The sequence below is a fragment of the Nakamurella sp. genome (genome assembly GCF_048594475.1).
Taxonomy (GTDB): Bacteria; Actinomycetota; Actinomycetes; order Mycobacteriales; family Nakamurellaceae; genus Nakamurella.
In genome coordinates this window covers 1-19,171 of record NZ_JBMDXT010000376.1, presented here as the reverse complement: position 1 = coordinate 19,171, position 19,171 = coordinate 1, and the positions used below count along the sequence as shown (strand labels likewise).

At 74.2% G+C, this 19,171-nt stretch carries 17 protein-coding genes and 1 pseudogene; 7 read left to right on the top strand and 11 right to left on the bottom strand.

All coding sequences use genetic code 11. The features are described from left to right. Window positions 1-316 precede the first annotated feature (316 nt). From ACOJUF_RS16900 to ACOJUF_RS16890, 3 genes are all read right to left on the bottom strand, one after another. Window positions 317-778 carry a hypothetical protein gene (locus ACOJUF_RS16900; RefSeq protein ID WP_420122990.1) on the bottom strand — a complete coding sequence of 154 codons (462 nt, stop codon included), beginning with the start codon at window positions 776-778 and terminating at the stop codon, window positions 317-319. Between the two features lie 174 nt (window positions 779-952). Then, entirely contained in the window at window positions 953-2,866 is a 1,914-nt protein-coding gene (locus ACOJUF_RS16895; protein ID WP_420122989.1) for a hypothetical protein, read from the bottom strand. A 265-nt stretch (window positions 2,867-3,131) separates the two neighbouring features. Continuing rightward, complete coding sequence (locus ACOJUF_RS16890; protein ID WP_420122988.1) at window positions 3,132-3,539, bottom strand: nitroreductase family deazaflavin-dependent oxidoreductase; 408 nt, start codon at window positions 3,537-3,539, stop codon at window positions 3,132-3,134. A 195-nt stretch (window positions 3,540-3,734) separates the two neighbouring features. Between ACOJUF_RS16890 and ACOJUF_RS16885 the strand changes: the two genes are divergently transcribed. Both ACOJUF_RS16885 and ACOJUF_RS16880 read left to right on the top strand, forming a co-directional pair. Continuing rightward, window positions 3,735-4,088: a hypothetical protein gene (locus ACOJUF_RS16885; RefSeq protein WP_420122987.1), complete on the top strand. Its 354-nt coding sequence runs from the start codon at window positions 3,735-3,737 to the stop codon at window positions 4,086-4,088. 133 nt (window positions 4,089-4,221) lie between these two features. Further along, entirely contained in the window at window positions 4,222-4,518 is a 297-nt protein-coding gene (locus ACOJUF_RS16880; RefSeq protein ID WP_420122986.1) for a hypothetical protein, read from the top strand. Between the two features lie 96 nt (window positions 4,519-4,614). Here ACOJUF_RS16880 and ACOJUF_RS16875 read toward each other — a convergent pair whose 3' ends face one another. From ACOJUF_RS16875 to ACOJUF_RS16865, 3 genes are all read right to left on the bottom strand, one after another. Then, entirely contained in the window at window positions 4,615-5,466 is an 852-nt protein-coding gene (locus ACOJUF_RS16875) for a S1 family peptidase (RefSeq protein ID WP_420122985.1), read from the bottom strand. A gap of 103 nt (window positions 5,467-5,569) precedes the next feature. Continuing rightward, a complete protein-coding gene (locus tag ACOJUF_RS16870) occupies window positions 5,570-7,366 on the bottom strand; it encodes an alpha/beta fold hydrolase (protein ID WP_420122984.1) in 1,797 nt (598 codons plus the stop codon). Next, complete coding sequence (locus tag ACOJUF_RS16865; protein ID WP_420122983.1) at window positions 7,363-9,129, bottom strand: alpha/beta hydrolase; 1,767 nt, start codon at window positions 9,127-9,129, stop codon at window positions 7,363-7,365. Before ACOJUF_RS16865 ends, ACOJUF_RS16870 begins: the two co-directional genes overlap by 4 nt. Before the next feature lie 135 nt (window positions 9,130-9,264). Between ACOJUF_RS16865 and ACOJUF_RS16860 the strand changes: the two genes are divergently transcribed. From ACOJUF_RS16860 to ACOJUF_RS16845, 4 genes are all read left to right on the top strand, one after another. Then, the gene (locus tag ACOJUF_RS16860; protein WP_420122982.1) at window positions 9,265-9,957 is read left to right on the top strand and encodes a response regulator transcription factor; all 693 of its coding nucleotides are present in this window, start codon (window positions 9,265-9,267) and stop codon (window positions 9,955-9,957) included. Then, complete coding sequence (locus ACOJUF_RS16855; RefSeq protein ID WP_420122981.1) at window positions 9,954-11,567, top strand: sensor histidine kinase; 1,614 nt, start codon at window positions 9,954-9,956, stop codon at window positions 11,565-11,567. Before ACOJUF_RS16860 ends, ACOJUF_RS16855 begins: the two co-directional genes overlap by 4 nt. After that, window positions 11,564-13,594 carry a hypothetical protein gene (locus ACOJUF_RS16850; protein WP_420122980.1) on the top strand — a complete coding sequence of 677 codons (2,031 nt, stop codon included), beginning with the start codon at window positions 11,564-11,566 and terminating at the stop codon, window positions 13,592-13,594. Before ACOJUF_RS16855 ends, ACOJUF_RS16850 begins: the two co-directional genes overlap by 4 nt. Before the next feature lie 140 nt (window positions 13,595-13,734). Beyond that, window positions 13,735-14,451, top strand: a complete 717-nt coding sequence (locus ACOJUF_RS16845; RefSeq protein ID WP_420122979.1) for a hypothetical protein — start codon at window positions 13,735-13,737, stop codon at window positions 14,449-14,451. Window positions 14,452-14,524: 73 nt separating this feature from the next. On the opposite strand, the gene ACOJUF_RS16840 is transcribed toward ACOJUF_RS16845, so the two are convergent. The 4 genes from ACOJUF_RS16840 to ACOJUF_RS16825 form a co-directional block, all read right to left on the bottom strand. Next, window positions 14,525-15,049 carry an SRPBCC domain-containing protein gene (locus ACOJUF_RS16840; protein WP_420122978.1) on the bottom strand — a complete coding sequence of 175 codons (525 nt, stop codon included), beginning with the start codon at window positions 15,047-15,049 and terminating at the stop codon, window positions 14,525-14,527. A gap of 7 nt (window positions 15,050-15,056) precedes the next feature. Then, window positions 15,057-15,704: a dihydrofolate reductase family protein gene (locus ACOJUF_RS16835; protein ID WP_420122977.1), complete on the bottom strand. Its 648-nt coding sequence runs from the start codon at window positions 15,702-15,704 to the stop codon at window positions 15,057-15,059. Then, a complete protein-coding gene (locus ACOJUF_RS16830; RefSeq protein ID WP_420122976.1) occupies window positions 15,701-16,045 on the bottom strand; it encodes an ArsR/SmtB family transcription factor in 345 nt (114 codons plus the stop codon). Before ACOJUF_RS16830 ends, ACOJUF_RS16835 begins: the two co-directional genes overlap by 4 nt. 185 nt (window positions 16,046-16,230) lie before the next feature. Next, window positions 16,231-17,547 (bottom strand): DUF4872 domain-containing protein, encoded by a 1,317-nt coding sequence (locus ACOJUF_RS16825; protein WP_420122975.1) that lies wholly within the window; start codon window positions 17,545-17,547, stop codon window positions 16,231-16,233. Window positions 17,548-17,854: 307 nt separating this feature from the next. On the opposite strand from ACOJUF_RS16825, the gene ACOJUF_RS16820 reads away from it, so the two are divergent. Further along, window positions 17,855-18,535 carry an HAD hydrolase-like protein gene (locus ACOJUF_RS16820; protein WP_420122974.1) on the top strand — a complete coding sequence of 227 codons (681 nt, stop codon included), beginning with the start codon at window positions 17,855-17,857 and terminating at the stop codon, window positions 18,533-18,535. 10 nt (window positions 18,536-18,545) lie between these two features. On the opposite strand, the pseudogene ACOJUF_RS16815 reads toward ACOJUF_RS16820, so the two are convergent. Beyond that, window positions 18,546-19,171, bottom strand: a pseudogene (locus tag ACOJUF_RS16815) (hypothetical protein); the annotation flags it as partial.

Below are 19,171 nucleotides of genomic sequence, written 5' to 3'. Positions count from 1 at the left end.
CGAGCGTACAGTCATGACGAGGCGAGTGGGGTGGGGTGGGCGGCTCCTACTCTGCTGGTGCCGTCGCCTCTGATCGTTCGTGGAGGGGCATCAGAAGGGCATCGCGATCTTCGACGCCTGCTGTTCCGCACCGAAGCCAGTCAGGCTCCTGACCTTGGCGTTTGCGTTGACAGCCCAGTGGAGTTCGGTCTCAAACAGCGTTCACACCGAAGAGGTCATTGGGTTCGACCTTGACCACCAATCTCGCCGAGGGCAGACCCGAGGTAGCAAGAATCCACTTTCCGGGTCAGGTGTCGGAGTAGGTCGCTGTGCCACGTCACCCGGCGGCGAGCGCTGCTCGCAACACTGAATCGAGGTCGGCAGCGGTCTGCGTCAGCCGATGGACGACCCGCTCACCCGAGGCGGGGCCCCGCCGCGCGTACTCGACGACGGTGCACGCCTGGTCCGAGGCGGGAGGGGAGGACTCCGCCTCGGCGGTGGTGATACGCGGCTGAAGGTCGGGGGTAACGACGATGATCTCCGGCATCACGCTCGGCGGCTCGGCATCCAGAGCGACGAGAAGCAGGAAGCCTGCGGCCGAGGTTCTCCGCCGGGCCGCGACCGGCGAGACCCCGGCGAAGAACCGGACGATCGCGCCGTCCTGCCGGCCGAGGCCCAGGTCGGTCAGCGGCACGTCATCCGGTCCGCCCCGCCTGCGGGCGAGGCGCTTGAGGTGGTGCAGCACTCCGACGGGGTCCTCGTACTCGGGCTCCCACCCCTCGATGATGTCCCAAACCATCGCCTGCTGGGCGGTGACCGGCCCGGCCGGTCGGGTGAAGGCCGCCGGCCGCGACCTCGCGGGCGGCGGTTCCGCCGAGCCGTAGGGCGGCCGGCCATCCTCCGGTGAGCCGTCGGACGGGCGTCGCCACCACATCGAGGTCGTCCCTTCTCTTCCTGAGCTGCTGAGGTGGATTTATTGCCTCTGACGGCCCGGAAGCGCGTCACCCACGTGCCCGCGCAGGATGGTCAGGGTCCTCTCCATCTCCTGCGCGACGGCAACGACGCCGCTGGCCGCCTGTGGGTCCGGGGTCAGCTCAAGCCGTTGCACCGCCGACTCCAGCAGGCGGCACGTCTCGGCCATCCGCATGCCGGCCAACGCCGCCCGGGCGGATGCCACGAAGGACGGGGCGGTGTCGTCATCGGCGCCTGCCGCCCCAACCGGCGGCGACATCGAGGGGTGGGCGACGAACCCGGACCTGCCGTGGTGTGTCACCCGGCGAACCTTCAACGGTGCGGCGGGAGGCGGGCACAGGGACACACCGAACCGGCGCGCGGACCCGGCCACGGTCGTCGACACGGCGGTGATGATCGCATCCAACGCGTTCGCCGCGTGCTCGGAGGCCGGCACGAAGACCGCGCCCGGACCTCCGTCCGCCAGGTCGACCGGCTCGATCACCGATGCCCGGAACACCAGCGCCAGTACCCCCCAGGCGTGGCCCATCCCAAGGAGCGGCCCGGTGATCGGCGGCGCCGGCCACGGGGTTTGGACCGCTCCGGGCGGGCGACCACCGACACCCGCTCGGAGTGGGATGGTCACCGCCCGGGCTTGTGGGTCGCTCGACGAGGCCAGCATCGTGGGCATCGCAGGAACCGACCATCCGGGTGGCGGGAACGCCGGTGGGCCGGTCAGGTCGCGGCGCAGTTCGGTGAGGGCGGCGCGGTGCGAGGTGCTCCATGCGGGCGGGGTCGGTTCGTCGAGAACCGCTGCGCACCAGCGCCAACCGGGGTGTCCGTCACCGGCAGCAGTCGGCAGGTAGCGGAGCATGACCGCACAGGCCGCGACGTCGGCGGCCGCCCCGGTCCATGCCCGTGGGTTGTACGCCGGGGTCAGGCCTCGATACTCCGGATCGTCGAAGCGCGGTGCCGGATCGCACATCCGGACGATGCCGTCCGCGATGAACACATGCTCGGGCTTGACGTCCCCGTGGGCGTCGAACGTTCCCCGGTCCACCGCGTCGGCCAAAGCTTCCAGCACGGCCAGCACGTCCACGGCGCGGCTGGGCGACTCACCGATCAGTCGTTCCATGACGAGGGTGTCGAACCCGGACGGGTGGTGCGGCCACAGGCCCAGCGACCGGGGCAGCAACCGGCCGCCGTCGCGTTCCAGCAGGTCCGCCTCACGGTGCAGGATGGCCGTGGTCAGCGCCAGTCCCACCTCGGTGGGGCGCAGAACCCCGGAGTCGCCCCGGAAAACCTGCGCCGGCAGGTGAGCGGGCCGCGGCCCGGCCGGGGTGTCCAGCCACCTCTCAGTGTGGCCCGCTCCGGCGCGCGGTCGAGGCAGCTTTGCCACGACCGGCCGGCCGTCCAGGTCCGTCGCCGTGACGACCTCGCCGAACCCACCACCGGACAACCCGGACAGCAACGGTTCGTGCAACTGGTAGGGCCCGGCCCTTCCCTTGGCCGATGGCGGTGCCATCGTGACGCGAGTCCGGAGCCGACCCCGATCGACGTCGAGCAGCATCTCCTCCGCCCAGCTGCTGTCGAAGCCGGAGTGGACGTGGCTCATCTGATCTCCTCGGGCCGCCCGGAACCGGCCGCTGACGAACGTCGCCGGCATCGGCAGGCTGACTCCCCGCAACACCGCGGATCCGCGCACCGTCCGGATCTCCGAACCCGGACCACGGACCGTCGCGGTGATCTCATCAAGGAACAACCGGCCGCCTTCATCGACCCGCCACCCGGCCACATACCCACGCCAGTTCGCGGTGTTCGGCGCCACGAACCATTCGCGCAGGCCGGCCTCGGCCAGATACTGGTCGAGCGGAGTGGCCAGCAACAGCCACGACTCGCCATCCAGATGGATCGTGTCCGGGGTCTGCGAGGTCACCGTCCCGCCCAGTCATCGTTGGTCGCGTGCGTTCCGGCGCGGCCAAGACCGCCTGGGGTGCCTGACGGCCCGCTGCAGACAGCGACCGAGTGGCTGGCGGGACACGGGCGCGGGCCGGGCATGGAACCCATCGTCGCAAGTCCCGCGGTGCCGTGCATCCCTCGGCACTTGTCGCCTCCCGCCCATGCTTGGCACCGCCGTCACCGGCCCGCAGGCGCTCCTCCTGCTGTGGCTTTTGACGGCGGGTGCCCGATCGGGCCGCGAGTCACCGCGAGCCGTGCTGCCCGTCCCGTCCGTGCGCGCCCTCGGTGACCACGGTCAGGACGATGAGGGGGCTGTGCCGCACCATCTCGTCGACGTCGGTGCGACCCCACTGCCGGGCGGCGGCCTCCACCAGCGGGCGACGTTCGGCCGGGTCGGTGACCACCCGGGCCGTCGCCGAAATATCCGCGGCCACAGAGTCTTTCAGGTGCACGACCACCCGGGGGTCGGCGGTGATGTTGTGGATCCAGTCGCGTGTGCGGTCGGCCCGGGGGATGCCGGTGATGAACAACTGACCGTCCTTGTCGTGCAGGAAGATCTCGATTCTCCGGGGTCGGCCGGTTCGTCGCCCGGTCGTGGTCAGGTCGATCACCTGGCTGCGATGCAGCGCGACGGATGTGTTCTCGTCCACAGCGGCCTCCGGCGTTCGGGCGCCATCGGCAGGACGGCGCGCGGCATTCGTACCAGGATCAAGTCCTCGCCGCGTCCGAAACTTCCGCACGCGACGAGCGGAGCGAGTGTCGTGTCAATGCGCGACCGACAGGCCTGCTGCCGCTACCCGGGACCCCCGACCGAGGGCACCGCCGCCGCGGGAGGTGGCCGACCAGTGGCGCAGCGCGTGGCCATAGCTGACCTGAGCGACTCCGAACCCGTCGGCAGTGCGATCACCCGGGTCCGGGCCGACGCCGCCCCGTTCAGCGGCGTCAGGGTTGAAGGAATCGTCGATCCTGCTGGTGGCCGACTGGACAGGACACGCGCCGGGATCAGCGGACACGACGGCTCGGTCATTCTGACGAACGACGAGGTCGCCACCATTTTGGCGGCGGGTGTCGGCGTGGCGGTTTCATCGACGGTGATTCGACCCCGATTCGCGCACCATCGGCAACGCCGTGAGCCACAGCGGCAGGCCAACCCATTCGGCCGTCCGTGTCGATGGGCCGCCGAACCCGCTACGCGATGACAATCCCGCCGCCACGAATCGGTGATCGGAAAAGCTGAATGAGCATTAAATCGGTGGCCGGCGACCGGGCAAGAATCCTACTCTTTTTCCATTCTCCACAAAGGTGTGGAGAGCGACAAAGGGGGTTCGCACGATGGCCAAGAACAAGATCAGGACGATCGAACTGGTCGACGAGGCGCCGCGGCCGGCCAGCGGTGATGGCGACGTCGTCGTTCCCGTCGGCCATTCCAACGCCGTCCTGCGGTGGGCCGGCAACAAGATCGTGGCCGTCGAGGCGATGAACGCCGCCGACGGGCTGGACATCTTCGACATGCAGATGAAGTTCCCGGGCGGTGGGGTCGACGACGAGGTGCTGGGCATCGTCACGTGCCGCAAGTGTGCTTTCGACAGCGATACCGGCCATACCGTGTGCTGGCCCGTGCCGTGCTGATCACGAGCTCCGCGTTCCGCTGAGTGGCCCGGCCGACGACGGCCGGCGCGCGGCCGGCCGCACCGGTCCGGACCCCGGACCGGTGCGGCACTGCGGTCAGCTCAGGGCGCCGACCGAGGTGAGCCAGTCCTGGACCACCGTGATGTCCACCCGCTGGTACCCGCCGAGGTAGCGGCAGTTGTCGGTGTAGCCGTAGCTGGTGACGGCCACGATGGCGCCGCCCAGGAGGACGGGACCGCCGGAGTCGCCGAAGCAGGTGCCACCGCCGCCGCGCACGTCGTTGGGGTTTCCGTTGAGCTGCAGGATCTGCGAGGTGAGCTTCTGGCCGGGCGATGTCGTGTACCGGCGCAGCAGGGGGTAGCTCATGGGTTCGGGCTTCTGCGGGCCGGATTCGGGCTTGCGGACCTCCGTCCCGTACCCGACCACCTCGAAGTTCGTGCGGTTGAGGACGGGCTGGGCGTACCGGTCGAGTTGGTTGAGGGGCGCGATCGGGGCCGGCGTCACGCCGTTCACGGGCCGGTCCAGCACGATGACGCCGACGTCGTTCCAGTTCCGCGGATCGGTGAAGTCGGAGTACTGGGGATGGGTCAGCGCGGTGCCCGACAGGTAGCCGGCGGCGGCGAGCTCCTCGAGGGTGTAGCCGACGCTCGGGTCCGCGGCGACCGGCAGGCCGCTGGGCGGCTGGTCGGCGATCACGGAGGTGAACGTGACGAGCGTCCGGCCGAGCGTGCCGCTGGTGCAGTGGGCGGCCGTGATCAGCACCGTCGGTGTCACCAGGGTGGCCGAACAGCGGAACCGGCCGTCGGCGTCGTAGAAGACGATCAGCCCGACGTTGGGGTGCCGATTCCCGTCGGGCTCGCCGCCCGTGATCGCGGCGGCCGGCGCCGCCAGGCCGATGGACAGGAGAACGGCGACCACCGTCGCCGCGCACCATCTGCGAACCCTCATCGGACCTCCCTGCGTGTCGTCACCCGGACGGGTGAGCGACCCGACCGTATGCCCGGGCCGGGCGCGGGGTCACCGGTGCCCGTCCGTCAGGCCGGCCCGCCGCTCACCCCGTCGCGAACGGCGCCCGGTCCTGCGCGCAGCGGGTGCCGTCGGCGGGCACGGTGCCGTCCAGCAGGTAGTCCGCGATGTGCTGCTGGGCGCAGGCGCTCGGGTTCAGCAGCTCGGTGTGCCCGAACCCGTCGACGGTGAGCAGGTGCCCGTCGGCCAGGGCGGCGGCCATGGCCTGGGAGCTGCTGTACGGGGTGGCCGGGTCGAACGTGTTGCCCACCACCAGCACCGGGGCCGGGGTCGGGGTGTTCCACGGGCCGCGGTAGGCGTCGGCGGCCTGCGCCGGCCAGTCGAGGCAGAAGGCCACCCACGGCCAGTAGGAGAGCTGGCTGCGCTCGGCGCTGGCCCGGGCGGCGGCGTCGTACGCGGCGGCGGTCGTCGGGTTGGGGCTTTCCCCGCACACCACGGAGAGCTGGCGCCCCAGGCTGGTGACGTAGGTCGACCCGCTCCCGGCGCCCGACGAGACCGGTGAAGTCCCGGACGGTGTCGCGGGCGGTGTCGCCGATGATGTCGGGGACGTCGCCGCTGACGCGGCCGGAGTGCCGGCCGCGCTGCCGCCGGCCGGCGCGGGTTGCTGGGCCGCCGTCCACGCCTGCTGCACCACCTCGGCCACCGCCGGCCAGCCGGGGAACCGGCCGAATCCGTCCAGGGGCGTCAGCAGGTAGATCGATCCCTGCACCAGGGTCAGCATCCCGCGATCGTCGAGCGGCTGACCCTCCAGGGTCACCGGGGTCGCCCGGAGCTGATCGAGCAGGGCCGTCCACTTGGCCAGCGTCGCCTCGGGCGAGCCGGCCGAGAACGCGCAGGCGGTGACGTCCACCGCCCCGCACTGGCGCATGAACTCGTCGACGGTCTCCTTGGCCCCCAGATCGGAGCCGATCCGCAGGAACGTGCTCAGGGACGCCTCGGATGCGTCGTTGCCGCCCCACGCGGTCGGCGAGACGGCGCCGTCCAGCACCGCCGCCCGCATCCGGTCCGGGAACATGTTCAGGTAGGTGGCCCCCAGGAACGTGCCGTACGAGGTGCCGTAGTAGCTCAGGGTGTCCTCGCCGACGGCCTGCCGGAGCAGGTCCAGGTCGCGCGCGTTGTCCGCGGTCGACACGTGGGCCAGCAGATCGCCGGCCTGCTGGCCGCACTGCACGTTCAGGGCGGCGTGCTTGGCGTCGAACGCGGCGAATTCGGCGTCGGTGCGCGGGATCACGGCGAAGTCCGGATCGGCCAGGAACGCCTGCTCGGCCGCCTCGTCGGGGAAGCACTGGACGACCGGCGTGGTGCGGCCGCCCATGCCGCGCGGGTCCCAGCTGACGATGTCGAACCGGGCCCGCACGGCCTCCGGGAAGCCGCCGATCGACGCGGGCAGGTACTGCGTCCCGGCGTCGCTGGGCCCGCCGGGGTTCCAGAACAGGGTGCCGACCTTGGTGCCCGGGTCGGTGGCCGGGTGCTTGATCACGGCCAGGTCGAACTGCCCGGCCGTCGGGTCGCCGTAGTCCATCGGCACGGCCGCCGTCGCACAGTCGAAACCGGCGGTGCTGGCAGCACCGTCGGCCGCGGGCGGGCACGCCGACCACGTCAGGGTGGGCACCGGGACGTCCGGGCCCGGCCCGGCGGCGGCCGATGATCCGGTCGCCGAGCCCTGGGCGCCGGCCGTGGATGCGGCGGTGGACGACACGGTGGACGGCGCGGGGGACGAGCCGGGGGAGTCCCCGCCGCCGGCGGTGCACGCGGACAGCGCCACCAGGGCGGCGACCGCCACGGCGGCCGAACCGGCCCGGGCCCGCAGGTGCGCGGTCACCGGGAGAACGGCGCGGCGTCCTGCTGGCACACCGTCCCCGCCGGTGGGAGGGTGCCGTCGATGAAGTACGCGGCCTCGTACTGCGATCCGCAGCTGCTCGGGTTGAGCAGCATGGTGTGCCCGTAGCCCTCGACCGTCAGCAGGCTCGTCCGCGGCAGCAGCGTGGCCATGCCTTCGGTGTTGCTGAACGGGGTCGACGGGTCGTGGGTGTTGCCGATCAGCAGCACCGTGACGCCGGGATCGGCATTCCACGGACCCAGGTAGGGCTGCGCGGCGTGGGTCGGCCAGTCGACGCAGACCGCGTCACCCCACACCAGACCGGCCGAGGTGGGACCGTACGTCGCCAGCGTCTGGTCGCCGATGGCCGGCCACGCCGACTGCGGCGGCACCGCCGCGTCCCCGCACATCACCGACCAGGCCTGTTCGGGTCCGGCATAGGTCTGGGTGGCCGGCGCGGCCGACGATCCACCCGACGTCGCCGCACCCGACGACGAGTCACCCGACGACGATCCACCCGACGTCGCCGGCGCAGCCGAGGAGGACGTCCCCGCCGACGAGGCACTCGCCGACGCCCCGGCCGACGAGACTGACGCGGCCGGCGCGTTCACGGCCTCGTACACCGATTGGAGCACCTTCGCGGTGCCGCTCCAGCCCTGCGCGCCGAAGTCCGGCTGCACGATGAACATCGCGTTGCCCATGTCGGTGGCCAGATCCTGACCGCCGATGGTGCGGCCGGACGGCATGGTGACCGGCTGGGCGTCCAGCTGGGTCAGCATCTGGTCGTACTTGGCCCTGGTGGCCTCGGCGGAGCCGGCCGAGAACGCGCAGGCCGAGGTGTCCGCCTGCCCGCACAGGGTGAAGAAGGCGTCCAGATCGTCGGCGATGCCGCGATCGGTGCCGATCCGCTGGTTGATGCTGGTCGTGGCGGGCTGCCCGCCGTTGGTCCAGTTGGTCGGGTCGACGTTGCCGTCCAGCACCATCGACCGGATGGCGTCCGGGAACAGGTTCATGTAGGTGGCACCGAGGAACGTGCCGTACGAGACGCCCAGGTAATTCAGCTTCTCGTCGCCGAGCGAGATGCGCAGCGCCTCCAGGTCGCGTGCGGTGTCGGCCGTCGACACGTGGGCCAGCAGGTCGCCGTTGCGGGCGCCGCAGGCCTGGCCGATCGCGGCCATCTGCGAGAACCAGGCCTGCTTCTGGGCGTCGTCGGTCGGGTAGCCGCTCACCGGCCCGACCGCCTCGCCCATCTCGTCGGGGGTGTCCCAGCACTGCACCGCGGTGCTCTGCCCGACGCCGCGCGGATCCCAGCTGACGATGTCGAACCGGTCCCGCAGCTCGGTCGGGAAGGCGTCGATCCACTGCGGGAACTCCGCGGTGCCCGTGCCGCCCGGACCGCCCGGATTGAACATCAGCGTGCCGATCTTCTGGGCCGCATTCCCGGCGGGATGCTTGACCACGGCCAGCGAGATCGTCGTGCCGCTCGGGTCCTGCCAGTCCAGCGGGACGGTCGCGGTCGCGCACTGGAAGCCGGTCAGGTCGACCGCGGGGTTCTCGCTCGGCGCGCAGGCGCCGAAATCGAGTGCCGCGCCCTCGACATAGCCCGCGGCACCGGAGGCCGGCGCCGAGCCGGCCGCCGAGGATGCGGCGGGTGAGCTCGCGGCGGAGGATGAACCGGACGTGGTGGACGAACCGGACGACGACGTGCAGGCCGTGACGGTGGCAAGCGTGAGCAGGCACGCTCCGATGGCGAGTCGGCGAGACATGAGCCCACGGTGCGGGCCGCCCCCGGTCGCGCGCCAGCGTGCTGGCCGCCGTTCCGGTGCGGCCGGCCGCACCGTCGCCGGCGGCTGCGCGCGCGGGGAAACCGCACGTGGTCGGCGGTCCGGTACATTGCGGGCGTGGCGCTGCGGGTGGTGCTGGCCGACGACAGCTTCCTCGTCCGCGAGGGCGTGACCGCGCTGCTCACCGACGCGGGGGTCACCGTCGTCGAGGGCGTGGGGGACGCCGCCGACCTGCTCGCCGCCGTCGGCCGCCACCGTCCCGACGCCGTGCTGACCGACGTGCGCATGCCGCCGACGTTCACCACCGAGGGCATCGACGCGGCCCGCCGGATCCGCGCCGAGCACCCGACGGTCGGCGTGGTCGTCCTGTCCTCCTTCCTCGAGACCCAGTGGTGCGAACGGCTGCTGGCCGACGGCGCGGCCGGCCTCGGCTACCTGCTCAAGGACCGCGTCTACGACACCGACGAGCTGGTGCACGCCCTGCGCACCGTCGCCCGGGGCGGGTCGGCGATGGACCCGGTCGTCATCGAGGGGTTGCTGCGGCGCACCACCGACGCCCGCCTGGCCGACCTGACCGAGCGGGAACAGCGGGTCCTGGCCGAGATGGCGACGGGCCGCAGCAACGGTGCGATCGCCCGCACGCTGCACCTGAGCGAACGGTCGGTGGAGAAGCACATCGGCGGCGTCTTCGCCAAGCTGGGCCTGACCGACGAGGGGGAGACGAACCGGCGGGTGGCGGCCGTGCTGGCCCACCTGCAGGTCGCGCCGGCCCGACCGGGGAGCCCGCCGGCCGCACCCCGTCCGGCATGACCGCCCGGGCCGTCGCCGCGCAGGCGGCGACGCTGCTCGTCGTGGTCGCCGCCGTGGTCGGCATCTACCTGGCCGTGCTGCTGGGCACCGGGTCGAGCATGGACCACCCGCCGTCCGGGGTGTCGCTCGTCCTGGCCACCGTCGTCGTCGCGGTCCTGCTGCAACCGGTGTACCGGCGCAGCCGGCGGTGGTGGCGCCGCCGGCTGGCCGTCGCCGACCCGCCGCTGGACCTGGTCCGCCAGCTGCCCCGCAGCCTGGCCGCGCAGGTGCCGGCCGAGCAGCTGCCCGGGCACATGGTGCGGCTGCTGACCGAGGCCCTGCGGGTGCGGCGGGCCGAACTCTGGCTGCAGGTGGACGGGCAGCGGCAGCTCGCCGCCGCCTGGCCGCCGGGGCCGGCCGCCGGCCCGTCGACCGGCGCGGCCCCCGAGGCGGCTGCCGGCCCGTCCGCCGGCCGGGCGCCGGACGAGCCGGTGGAGGTGCACCCGATCCGGCATTCCGGCGTCGAGGTCGGCCGGCTGGTGCTGCTCGACCCTCATGCCGAGCGGCGCTCGACGGTCGAGAACCGGCTGCTGGCCACCTACGCCGACCAGGCCGGCGAGGTGCTCGTGATGCTCGCCCGGCAGGAGAGCCTGCGGCAGCGGGAGGCCGAACTGGCACGGCAGGCCGCGCGGCTGCGCGCCGCCCGGTCCGCCCAGCTGGTCGCCGAACGGGCCGAGCGGCGGCAGATCGAACGCGACCTGCACGACGGCGCCCAGCAGCAGCTGATCGCGCTGGGCCTGGCCGTCCGGCTGGCCGCCCGCACCGCCGACCGGTCGCCGGATCGGACCCGGGCCGCCCTGGCCGACGCCGCCGGGCTGGCCCGCCGGACCGGGGCCGAGCTCGGCCGGATCTCCCGGTCCCTCTACCCGGCCGCCCTCGACCCGGCGCCGGACCCGGCCGACCCGGCGGCCGGCGACCTCACCGCGGCCCTGCGGGACGCCGCCGCCCGGCTACCCATCCCGATCATCTTGACCGCCGACCCGCCCGACGCCGGCACCCGGGCCGGCCTCCGGGGCCGGACCGCGCTGTACTTCGTCGTGCTGGAGGCGATCCAGAACGCGGCCAAACATGCGGCCCCGAGCCGGATCGAGGTGCGGATCGAACACACCGGCGACCGGCTGACGGTCCGCGTCCGCGACGACGGCCGCGGGTTCGACCCGGCGGTCGCCCCGGCCGGGACGGGCCTGGCCAATGCGCGGGCCCGGCTGGACGACGTCGGCGGCACCCTGACCGTCGCCGCCGCCCCCGGCGCCGGCACCGTCCTGACCGCCGGCGTGCCGGCGACCGCCCTCGGCCCGGTCGCCCGCGCCGTCCCGGATGTCCCAGGTGGCACGGTCAACCAGGTCGTCCCAGCCATCCCGGTCGGCGCGGCCGCCCCGGCCAGCTCGGCGCGGGCACTCCTGCCGCCGCCACTCTCCCCGCCGGCCGCCTCGGCGCGGGCGCTCCCGCCGCCGGACGCCCCGCCGCCGGACGCCCCGGCGCCGGTCGTCCTGCCGGCCCCGGACGGCGCATCGCCGGATGGGCCGGCCGGCGTCCCCGAGCGGCCCGACGCGGACCCGACCGCGGCATGAGCGCCCCCACCGCGCCGGCCCCGAGCGAACCCGCGCCCGCCCGCCCGGTCGGCCGGCCCGCCGTGCGCTGGGCGATCGGCCTCACCGTGCTGGCCGCGATCTTCGACACGGTCTGCATGGGCCTGCGCGGCCGGCTGTTCACCTCGTTCGGCTTCATCGACCACGGCTGGCCGGTCATCACCCTGACCGGCGTGGTGTCGGCGGTGATGGGCGGGTTGATCGTGACCCGCGACCGCCGGCAGCCGATCGGCTGGCTGCTGCTGATCCCCGGCCTGACCACCTCGCTGGCGCTGGCGTTGGACGCCTACTGCGGGTGGGTCCTGCTCGACGGCGGCCCGGGATCGTCGACGGCCGCGCTGATCTCCGGCTGGCTCGCCTCGTTCCTGGGCGCCCAGATCCCGTTCGCCGCCAATGCGCTGATCCTGCTGCTCGCCCCGCGCGGCCGGCTGCTGGGCCGGGGCTGGTGGGTCGCGGTGGCCGCCGCGGTCGTCGGCTGCCTGTGCTGGTCGACGCCGCCGCTGCTGGAGGCGGCCACCTACGCCCAGGTCGATCCGCAGCCCGGGCCCGCGTCCACCGTGCTGTTCGTGGCCGGGCTGGTCCTGGTCGACGCGGCCGTGGTCGCCGGGGTGGTCTCGCTGTTCCTGCGCCGCCGCCGGTCCCACGGGGTGGAGCGGCTCCAGATTCAGTGGTTCATCGTCGCCGCGGTGCCGTTCGCCCTGGCGATCCTGTGGCTGGTCACCGCGCAGTTCGTGCTCGACATCCCGCGCGGCGAGGCCACCCACCTGCCACTGTTCCTGGCCGAGCTGGCGTTCCCGCTGGCCATCACCGTGGCCGTGCTGCGGTACCGGCTCTACGACATCGGGCTGGTGCTCAACCGCGCCTGGCTGCTGCTGGGCGCCACCCTGGTCGTCGGGGCCGGCTACGTGCTGGTCGTCGGCGCCGTCGGCGGGGTGGTCGACGGGTTCTGGCCGGTGCTGCTGGCCAGCGCGATCGCCGCGTGCCTGTTCCAACCGTTGCGGGCGCACGTGGTCCGGGTCGCCGACCGGCTCGCCTACGGCGTCCGGCTCGAACCGTACGAGGCGCTGGCCGACCTCAGCCGCCGGCTGGCCGACAGCCCCGGGTCGGACGCGACGCTGGCCGAGATCGCCGACGCCTGCCGGCGCTCGACCGGCGCCCGGGCCGTCGTCATCGAGCTGCACGACGAGGCCGGCGCACCCATGGCCGCCGGCGCGGCCGGGGACGACCCCGGACCCGGCGGCCCGACGGTGACCACACCGATCAGCGACGGGCGGCACCGCTTCGGCGTGATCCGCATCCGTCCCGCCCCCGACCGGCCGCTGGGCCGGCGGGACCGGCAGGTGGTCAACGGGCTGAGCGAGCACGCCGCGCTCGTGTTCCGCAACCTGCGCCTGGAGGCCGGCCTGCGGGCCAAGATCGACGATCTCGCCGTGGTCGCCGACCAGTTGCGCGAGTCCCGGCGGCGGATGGCCCGAGTCCGGGACGACGAACTGGCCCGCCTGGAACGCACGCTGCGCACCACCCTGGTCCCGGAGCTGACCGGCATCGGCGGTCGGCTCGACGCGCTGGCCGCCGACCCGCCGCCGCCCGGCAGCCCGGCCTGGACGGAGCTGGTCGACGAGGTCGGCCGGTCGCTGGCCGCGTTGCGCGACCTGTCCCACGGCGTGCACTCGGACGTGCTGGAGTCCATCGGGCTGGAGGCCGCCCTGGCCGCCCGGCTCAGCGATTCGGGCGGCCCCGTGCGGGTGATCGTGACGCCGGCGCTCACGCGCCGGCCGCCCGCGCCGGCCGTGGCCATCGCCGTCGAGGGCGCCGTCGTCGCGGCCGTGGAGGCGGGGCCGCTGGACGGGGTCGAGCTGACCGTGGCCGGTGACCTGCTCGTCCTGGTCCTCGAGCCGGGTCGCCCGGGGCCGGTGCCGGTCGCGCTGGCCGATGTCGCCGGCAGCGGTGGCGGCACCGTCGTCGCCGAGGGCCCGCGGTGGGTGGTGCGGTTCCCGGCCGAAGCCTGACCGCTCTGGTCGTCGCTGCGCGAAGTGGTTGTCACCCCGTGGGGTGGCGACGCGACCCCGGGCCGGATGGGACGCTGCGGTGCGCGCCCGTGCGGGGGCCCTGGTGGCGCGCCGGTCCGGTGGGACGTCAAGGGGGACGCATGCACGATCGACCGCTCCGCACGTTGACGGGGCTCGGCGCGGCGGCACTGCTGCTGCTGGCCGCGGGTTGCGGCGGAGGGACGGGCGTGGCCGCGCCCGAGGGCGGTACCTCGGTGTCGGTCGCGGCGGCGGCCGACGCGAGCGCGGCGTCAGCGGCGGCGGCCGCGGCCTCGTCGGCCGCGTCGTCCAGCCGGTCGGCGGAATCCAGCCGGTCCGCGGCATCGGCGGCGGCGGCATCGTCGTCGGCGGCCGAGTCGAGCCGGTCGGTCGAGTCGAGCCGGTCGGCCGAGGCGGCGGCGTCCGCGGCCGAGGAGGCTGCCGCCCAATCGGCGGCCCAGGCCGCGGCCGCGTCGGCGGCCGAGGCGGCTCGGGTCGCGGCCGAGCAGTCCGCGGCCCAGGCGGCGGCGGAGTCCGCGGCGGCCCAGGCCGCGGCCGATCAGGCGGCCGCGGATGCGGCACGGGCGGCCGACCTGGCCGCGCAGTCCGCGGCGGCGCAGGCGCCACCGCAGGCCGCAGCGGCTCCGCCACCGGCGGGCGGGGCCGGGTGCTCGATCAAGGGCAACATCAACAGCAAGGGCGAGAAGATCTACCACGTCAAGGGAAAGAGCCCGAGCTACGACGACACGGTGATCGACGAGTCGGCCGGCGAGCGCTGGTTCTGCACCGAGGCCGAGGCGCAGGCGGCCGGCTGGCGCGCCCCGAAGAACGCCAACTGACCCGCGCCGGTGCGTGCCGGGCTGATCATCTCGGCCGCCACCCGGGCAGATCGCCCGCGATCGGCCGGGTTGATCAGCCCGCCGGGTCCGGCCGGCCGTGGCGGCGCGGATTGCCGGTGCGCCCCGCGGCCCCCGGGCCGGCCAGGTAGCGGCCCAGCTGGTCCAGCAGCCCCCGGGTGCCGCGCTCGCGCTGCGGCCCGTCGGCCCAGAACCGGTCGAAGAAGACGCCGTGCTCGGTGTGCGTGAACCGGGTGCCGTCCGCGATCGCCTCGAACTCCAACGAGGCCAACGACGTCGACATGTGCTCCCCGTCGATCCACATGTCGTAGGTGGTGACGATCCGGACCGGTTCGACGATGTCGGTGTAGACCGCCTCGTACCGGGAGACCGGACCGTGGTGGAACCTGCCCTCGGCGACGTCGCGCCCGCCGACCCGGAAGTCGAAGGCCCATTCCCGGGGCTCCATCGCGTCGCCGGCGCCCCACCACTGCCGCTTGCGGTCCTCCTGAGCGAACGCCCGCCAGACGTGGCCGGCCGGCGCCGGATAGTCGCGGGTCAGCGTGAAACTGGACCGGGCCAGCCGCCGCTCGATCGTCATCGCCGTCCTATCGCGTGAAAGTGACGTGGGTGGTACCGCTCTCGGCGACCTCGGTCCGCACCTGGTGGGTCAGGTCCAGGCCTCGCAGCCCGTCCCACAGCCGGGTGCCCCGGCCGAGCAGGACGGGGGCGATCGCCACGTGCAGGTCGTCGACCAGCCCGGCCTGCAGGAACGCCCGCGCGGTGCCCGCGCCGCCGCCGATCCGGACGTCGAGCCCGCCGGCCGCCGCGGTCGCCTCGGCCAGCACGTCCACGACGGGGGCGTTGCGGAAGTGGAAGGTGGTCCCGCCCGCCATCGGCAGCGGCGGCCGGGGCGCGGTGTGGGTGAGCACGAAGACCGGGACGCGGAACGGCGGCTCGTCACCCCACCACCCCGTCCAATCCGGATCGTCGGGGAAGGCGTGCAGCCCGAACATCCCGGCGCCCATGATCTCCGCCCCGACGCCCTCGAAATAGGCCGCCCCGTAGGCGTCGTCGACCCCGGTGGTGCCGGCCCCGGTGGTGTCGCCGAGGACTCGCCGGCGGAACGTGCGGGTGGCCACGTAGGCCGCGACCAGGCGCCCCCAGTCCTCGCCCATCGGATTCTCCGCCGATTGCCCGTCCGGCGCGGCGTAGCCGTCCAGCGAGATGTTCAGATCGATGCGCACGCGGGTCATGTCGTGGGTCCTTCGTCGATGGTGCGGGCCAGGTGGATGCCGAGCCGGTCGGCCTGGTGTTCGGCGGGTGTCCGCTGCTCGCCGAGCCACAGGTGCAGGACGTCGAGCGCGCCCGGGCGCAGGCTGACCGTGCGGACCCGGCCGTGCTTCTCCGACGTCACCACCCCCGCGTTCTCCAGGACCCGCAGGTGCTGCAGCAGCGAGGGCAGGGCCATGGCGAACGGCGCGGCCAGGTCGGAGACGACGGCCGGCGACCGGGCCAGCCGCTCCACGACGGCCCGGCGCGTCGGATCCGCCAGCGCGCGGAGCACGGCGTCGAGCTCGTCGTCATAGTAAGGCACATACCTAACTATTCCCGAGCGCCCAGGAGCCGTCAACCGCCCGCCTTCGCCGCGTTCGCGGTCACCGGGCGCCGACATCCACGTCAGCCGCTCACGAAGGTGGTCCGGGTGGATCTCGCGGCTCGGCCCGGGCGGCTGGGCGCACCGTCACCCGCGCCGCGCCGGCCGCGCACCCGTGCCCGGGCTCACTCCGACCGCGTGAGCACCCGGCCCAGATCGCGCACCGCGGCCGACTCGGCGTCGACGATGCCCGCCAACCGGGTGCTCATGGCGTGGAGAATGCCGTCCACCTCGTCGGGCGTCAGCGGGGGAGTGTCGGCGTGCGCGGCTCGCAGCGCCCAGAGCTCGCCGGCGGCGGCGGTGCGGTCGGCGGCCGCCGCATCGCCCTCGGCCACCGCGGCGGTGATCGCGGCGGTCAGCTCCCGGATCCGGGCGATGGCGGGAACGTCGGCGGGCAGGGCGGTCTCGGCCAGGTCGTGCCAGCGATCGGCACTCTCGCGCCAGCGGCGGGCCTGCGCCTCGATGGCCGGTTCGTCGAGCAGGGCGGCGGCCTGCTCCAGCCCGTCGGCGAATACCCCGCGCAGGTGGCCGCCGGCCATTCCGGCCGGCTCGATCGCCTCCCACACGCCGGCCAGGGCACCCAGCAGCCCCCGCCGGTCGGCGAACACGGTCGGCCACCCCTTTGCCGCCCGCCGGTCGACCAGCAGCGTCGACCACTTGCGCCAGGCGGGCAGCGCGAACGAGGTCGAGGAGCCGCCCAGCTGCTCGACGGTGGCGGTGAGCCCGGCCCGCACGGCCGCGCGCAGCCGGTCGTCCGGCACGGTGGTGTCCCGCGCCCGGACGACCAGCATCGCGTTCTTGTAGCTGCCGACCCGGGCCCGGGCCCGGTCGAGATCGGCCACCGGGACGGTCAGCGGGGCCAGGGTGCGGTCGTCGACGTGGACCCGGTCACCGGTGACCGCGTAGGCGACGACCGGGTGTCCGCCGTGGCCGTCCAGGACGTCCGGCAGGTGCCGGACGCCGAGCCGGTAGCGGTCCGGCCAGACGATCGCCGGCGTGCCCGCGGCCAGCGTGGATGCCAGCGCCGTCGCCGCGCGGACCGTCCCGCCGGTCCGCGTCCATGTCGCGTCCAGGCCGAGCCGGTCCACGGTGGCGACGAGCCGGCGGTCGAAGTACTGCCAGGAATGGCCGAAGCCCAGGACGACGATGCGGCTGCCGTCCCGGTCGAACTCCCACAGGATGTAACCCGCGCCGAGCCCGCCGATGACCAGCAGCAGCGCCTCGTCAAGCGGGCCGGCCGGCCCGGTGACACCCTGGTGGGCGAGCACGCCGGCCAGGGCCGCGGCGTCGGGATCGGTGCCCCCGCGCAGCGTCCAGCCGGCGTCGACGACCGGCCCGGGGTCGGGGGTGCCCACCACGTGGGCGCGGGCGACGGAGTACCGCTCCCCGGTGCGGGCCATCCGCTGGCGGATGCGCAGCTTGAGGTGCTTGGCGACGGTCATGGTCGGACCCTCCCGGCTGCATCCCGTGGCCGCCGGATCCACGCGCCCGCGGCCGCTGCAGCCAAGATCATCCGGACATGGTGGCCGAGCAGCGCCTCGAGGCTCCCGAAGTCCCCTTTGCCCCGCGTCGCCGGCCCGCGTGGAGGACCGGTCTGGGGTTGGGCGTGAGGCCCGCCGGGTCCAGCGTAACGTCCCCCGGCCCCCGGACGCGAGTGTGCAGAAGGTGCCCCTTCGACGCTGGGATAGGGGCACCTTCTGCACACTCGGGGACGGATCAGCGGCGGTGGGCGGCTACCGTGGTCCCGCGATGGACACGATTCTGTTCGACCTGGACGGCACGATCACCGACTCGGCCCCCGGCATCGTCGACTGCTTCCGGCACGCGCTGGCGGCGGTCGGCGCGCCGCCGCCCGACGACGCCACCCTGCGCGGGGTGGTCGGCCCGCCGATCGTGCACACGCTGCGCCGGCTGGGCCTGAGCGAGGCGGACGTGCGGCGGGCCCGGGCCGCCTACCGTGAGCGGTACGACGCCCAGGGGTGGGCGCAGAATGCGGTCTTCCCGGGCCTGCCCGACCTCCTGCGCGACCTGGCCCGGCCGGGCGTCACGCTGGGCGTGGCCACCTCGAAGAACGAGCGGATGGCCCGGCGCATCCTGCGGCACTTCGACCTCGACGGCCCGTTCACGTTCATCGGCGGGGCCAGCGACGACGACACCCGCATCGAGAAGGGCGACGTCATCGCCCACACGCTGACCGCGCTGGGCCGCCGTCCCCACCCGCCGGAGTCCGGGGGAACCCCCGGGGTGGTGCTGGTCGGCGATCGCAGCCACGACGTCCTCGGCGCCGCCCGCTTCGGCATCCCCACGATCCTGGTCGGCTGGGGGTACGGCACCCCGGCGGAACGGGCGACCGCGCGCTGGACGGCCGCGACTCCCGAGGAGTTGGGTGCGCTGCTGGGCCGGCTGGTCGCCGACCCGACCGCCGCCTGAACCGCCCGGATCACGCCGCCGGCAGGGCCGCCCGGAAGTCGTCCAGGCGCACGGCCGAGAGCTGCATCCCGGTCGGGTGCCGCCCCTGATCGTCGAAAAGTTGGACGGTGCCGGTGAAGTCGCGCGCCGGCACGCCTTGGGTCGACCAGCAGCCCACCCACCCCAGGACGACGTCGTCCCCGACGACCGGGGCCACCCGGATGATCGGCCCGGGCAGGCCCGGCCAGCCCGTCGCCGGGTCGACCACCGCGATCAGCCGGCCACCGGCGGCCCACAGCGACGACGTCTCGCCGGTGGTGGCCGCCGTGCCGCCCCCGGCCAGATCGCCGTAGACCCAGGCGGACAGCGGGGTCGCCAGGTCCGGCCCGGCCAACGTCGACCCACCGGTCAGGACGACTTCGCTGTACGGCACGCCGATCTCGCCGTCTCCGAGCTGCACGGTCCCGGTGAACGCGCCGCTGGCCAGCACGACCGAGGCGCCCGCGTCGCCGGCGCGGGCCAGGGAAGCGGCCAGCGTCTCGTTCGCCCAGATGCCGGCCGCCCCACCGCCGGCCGCCCCGCCGGCCGCGCCGGGACGGGCCGGCCCGGAGGTGGTCGCCGCGGCGAACGCGCGGCCGGCGGCATTGGGATCACCGG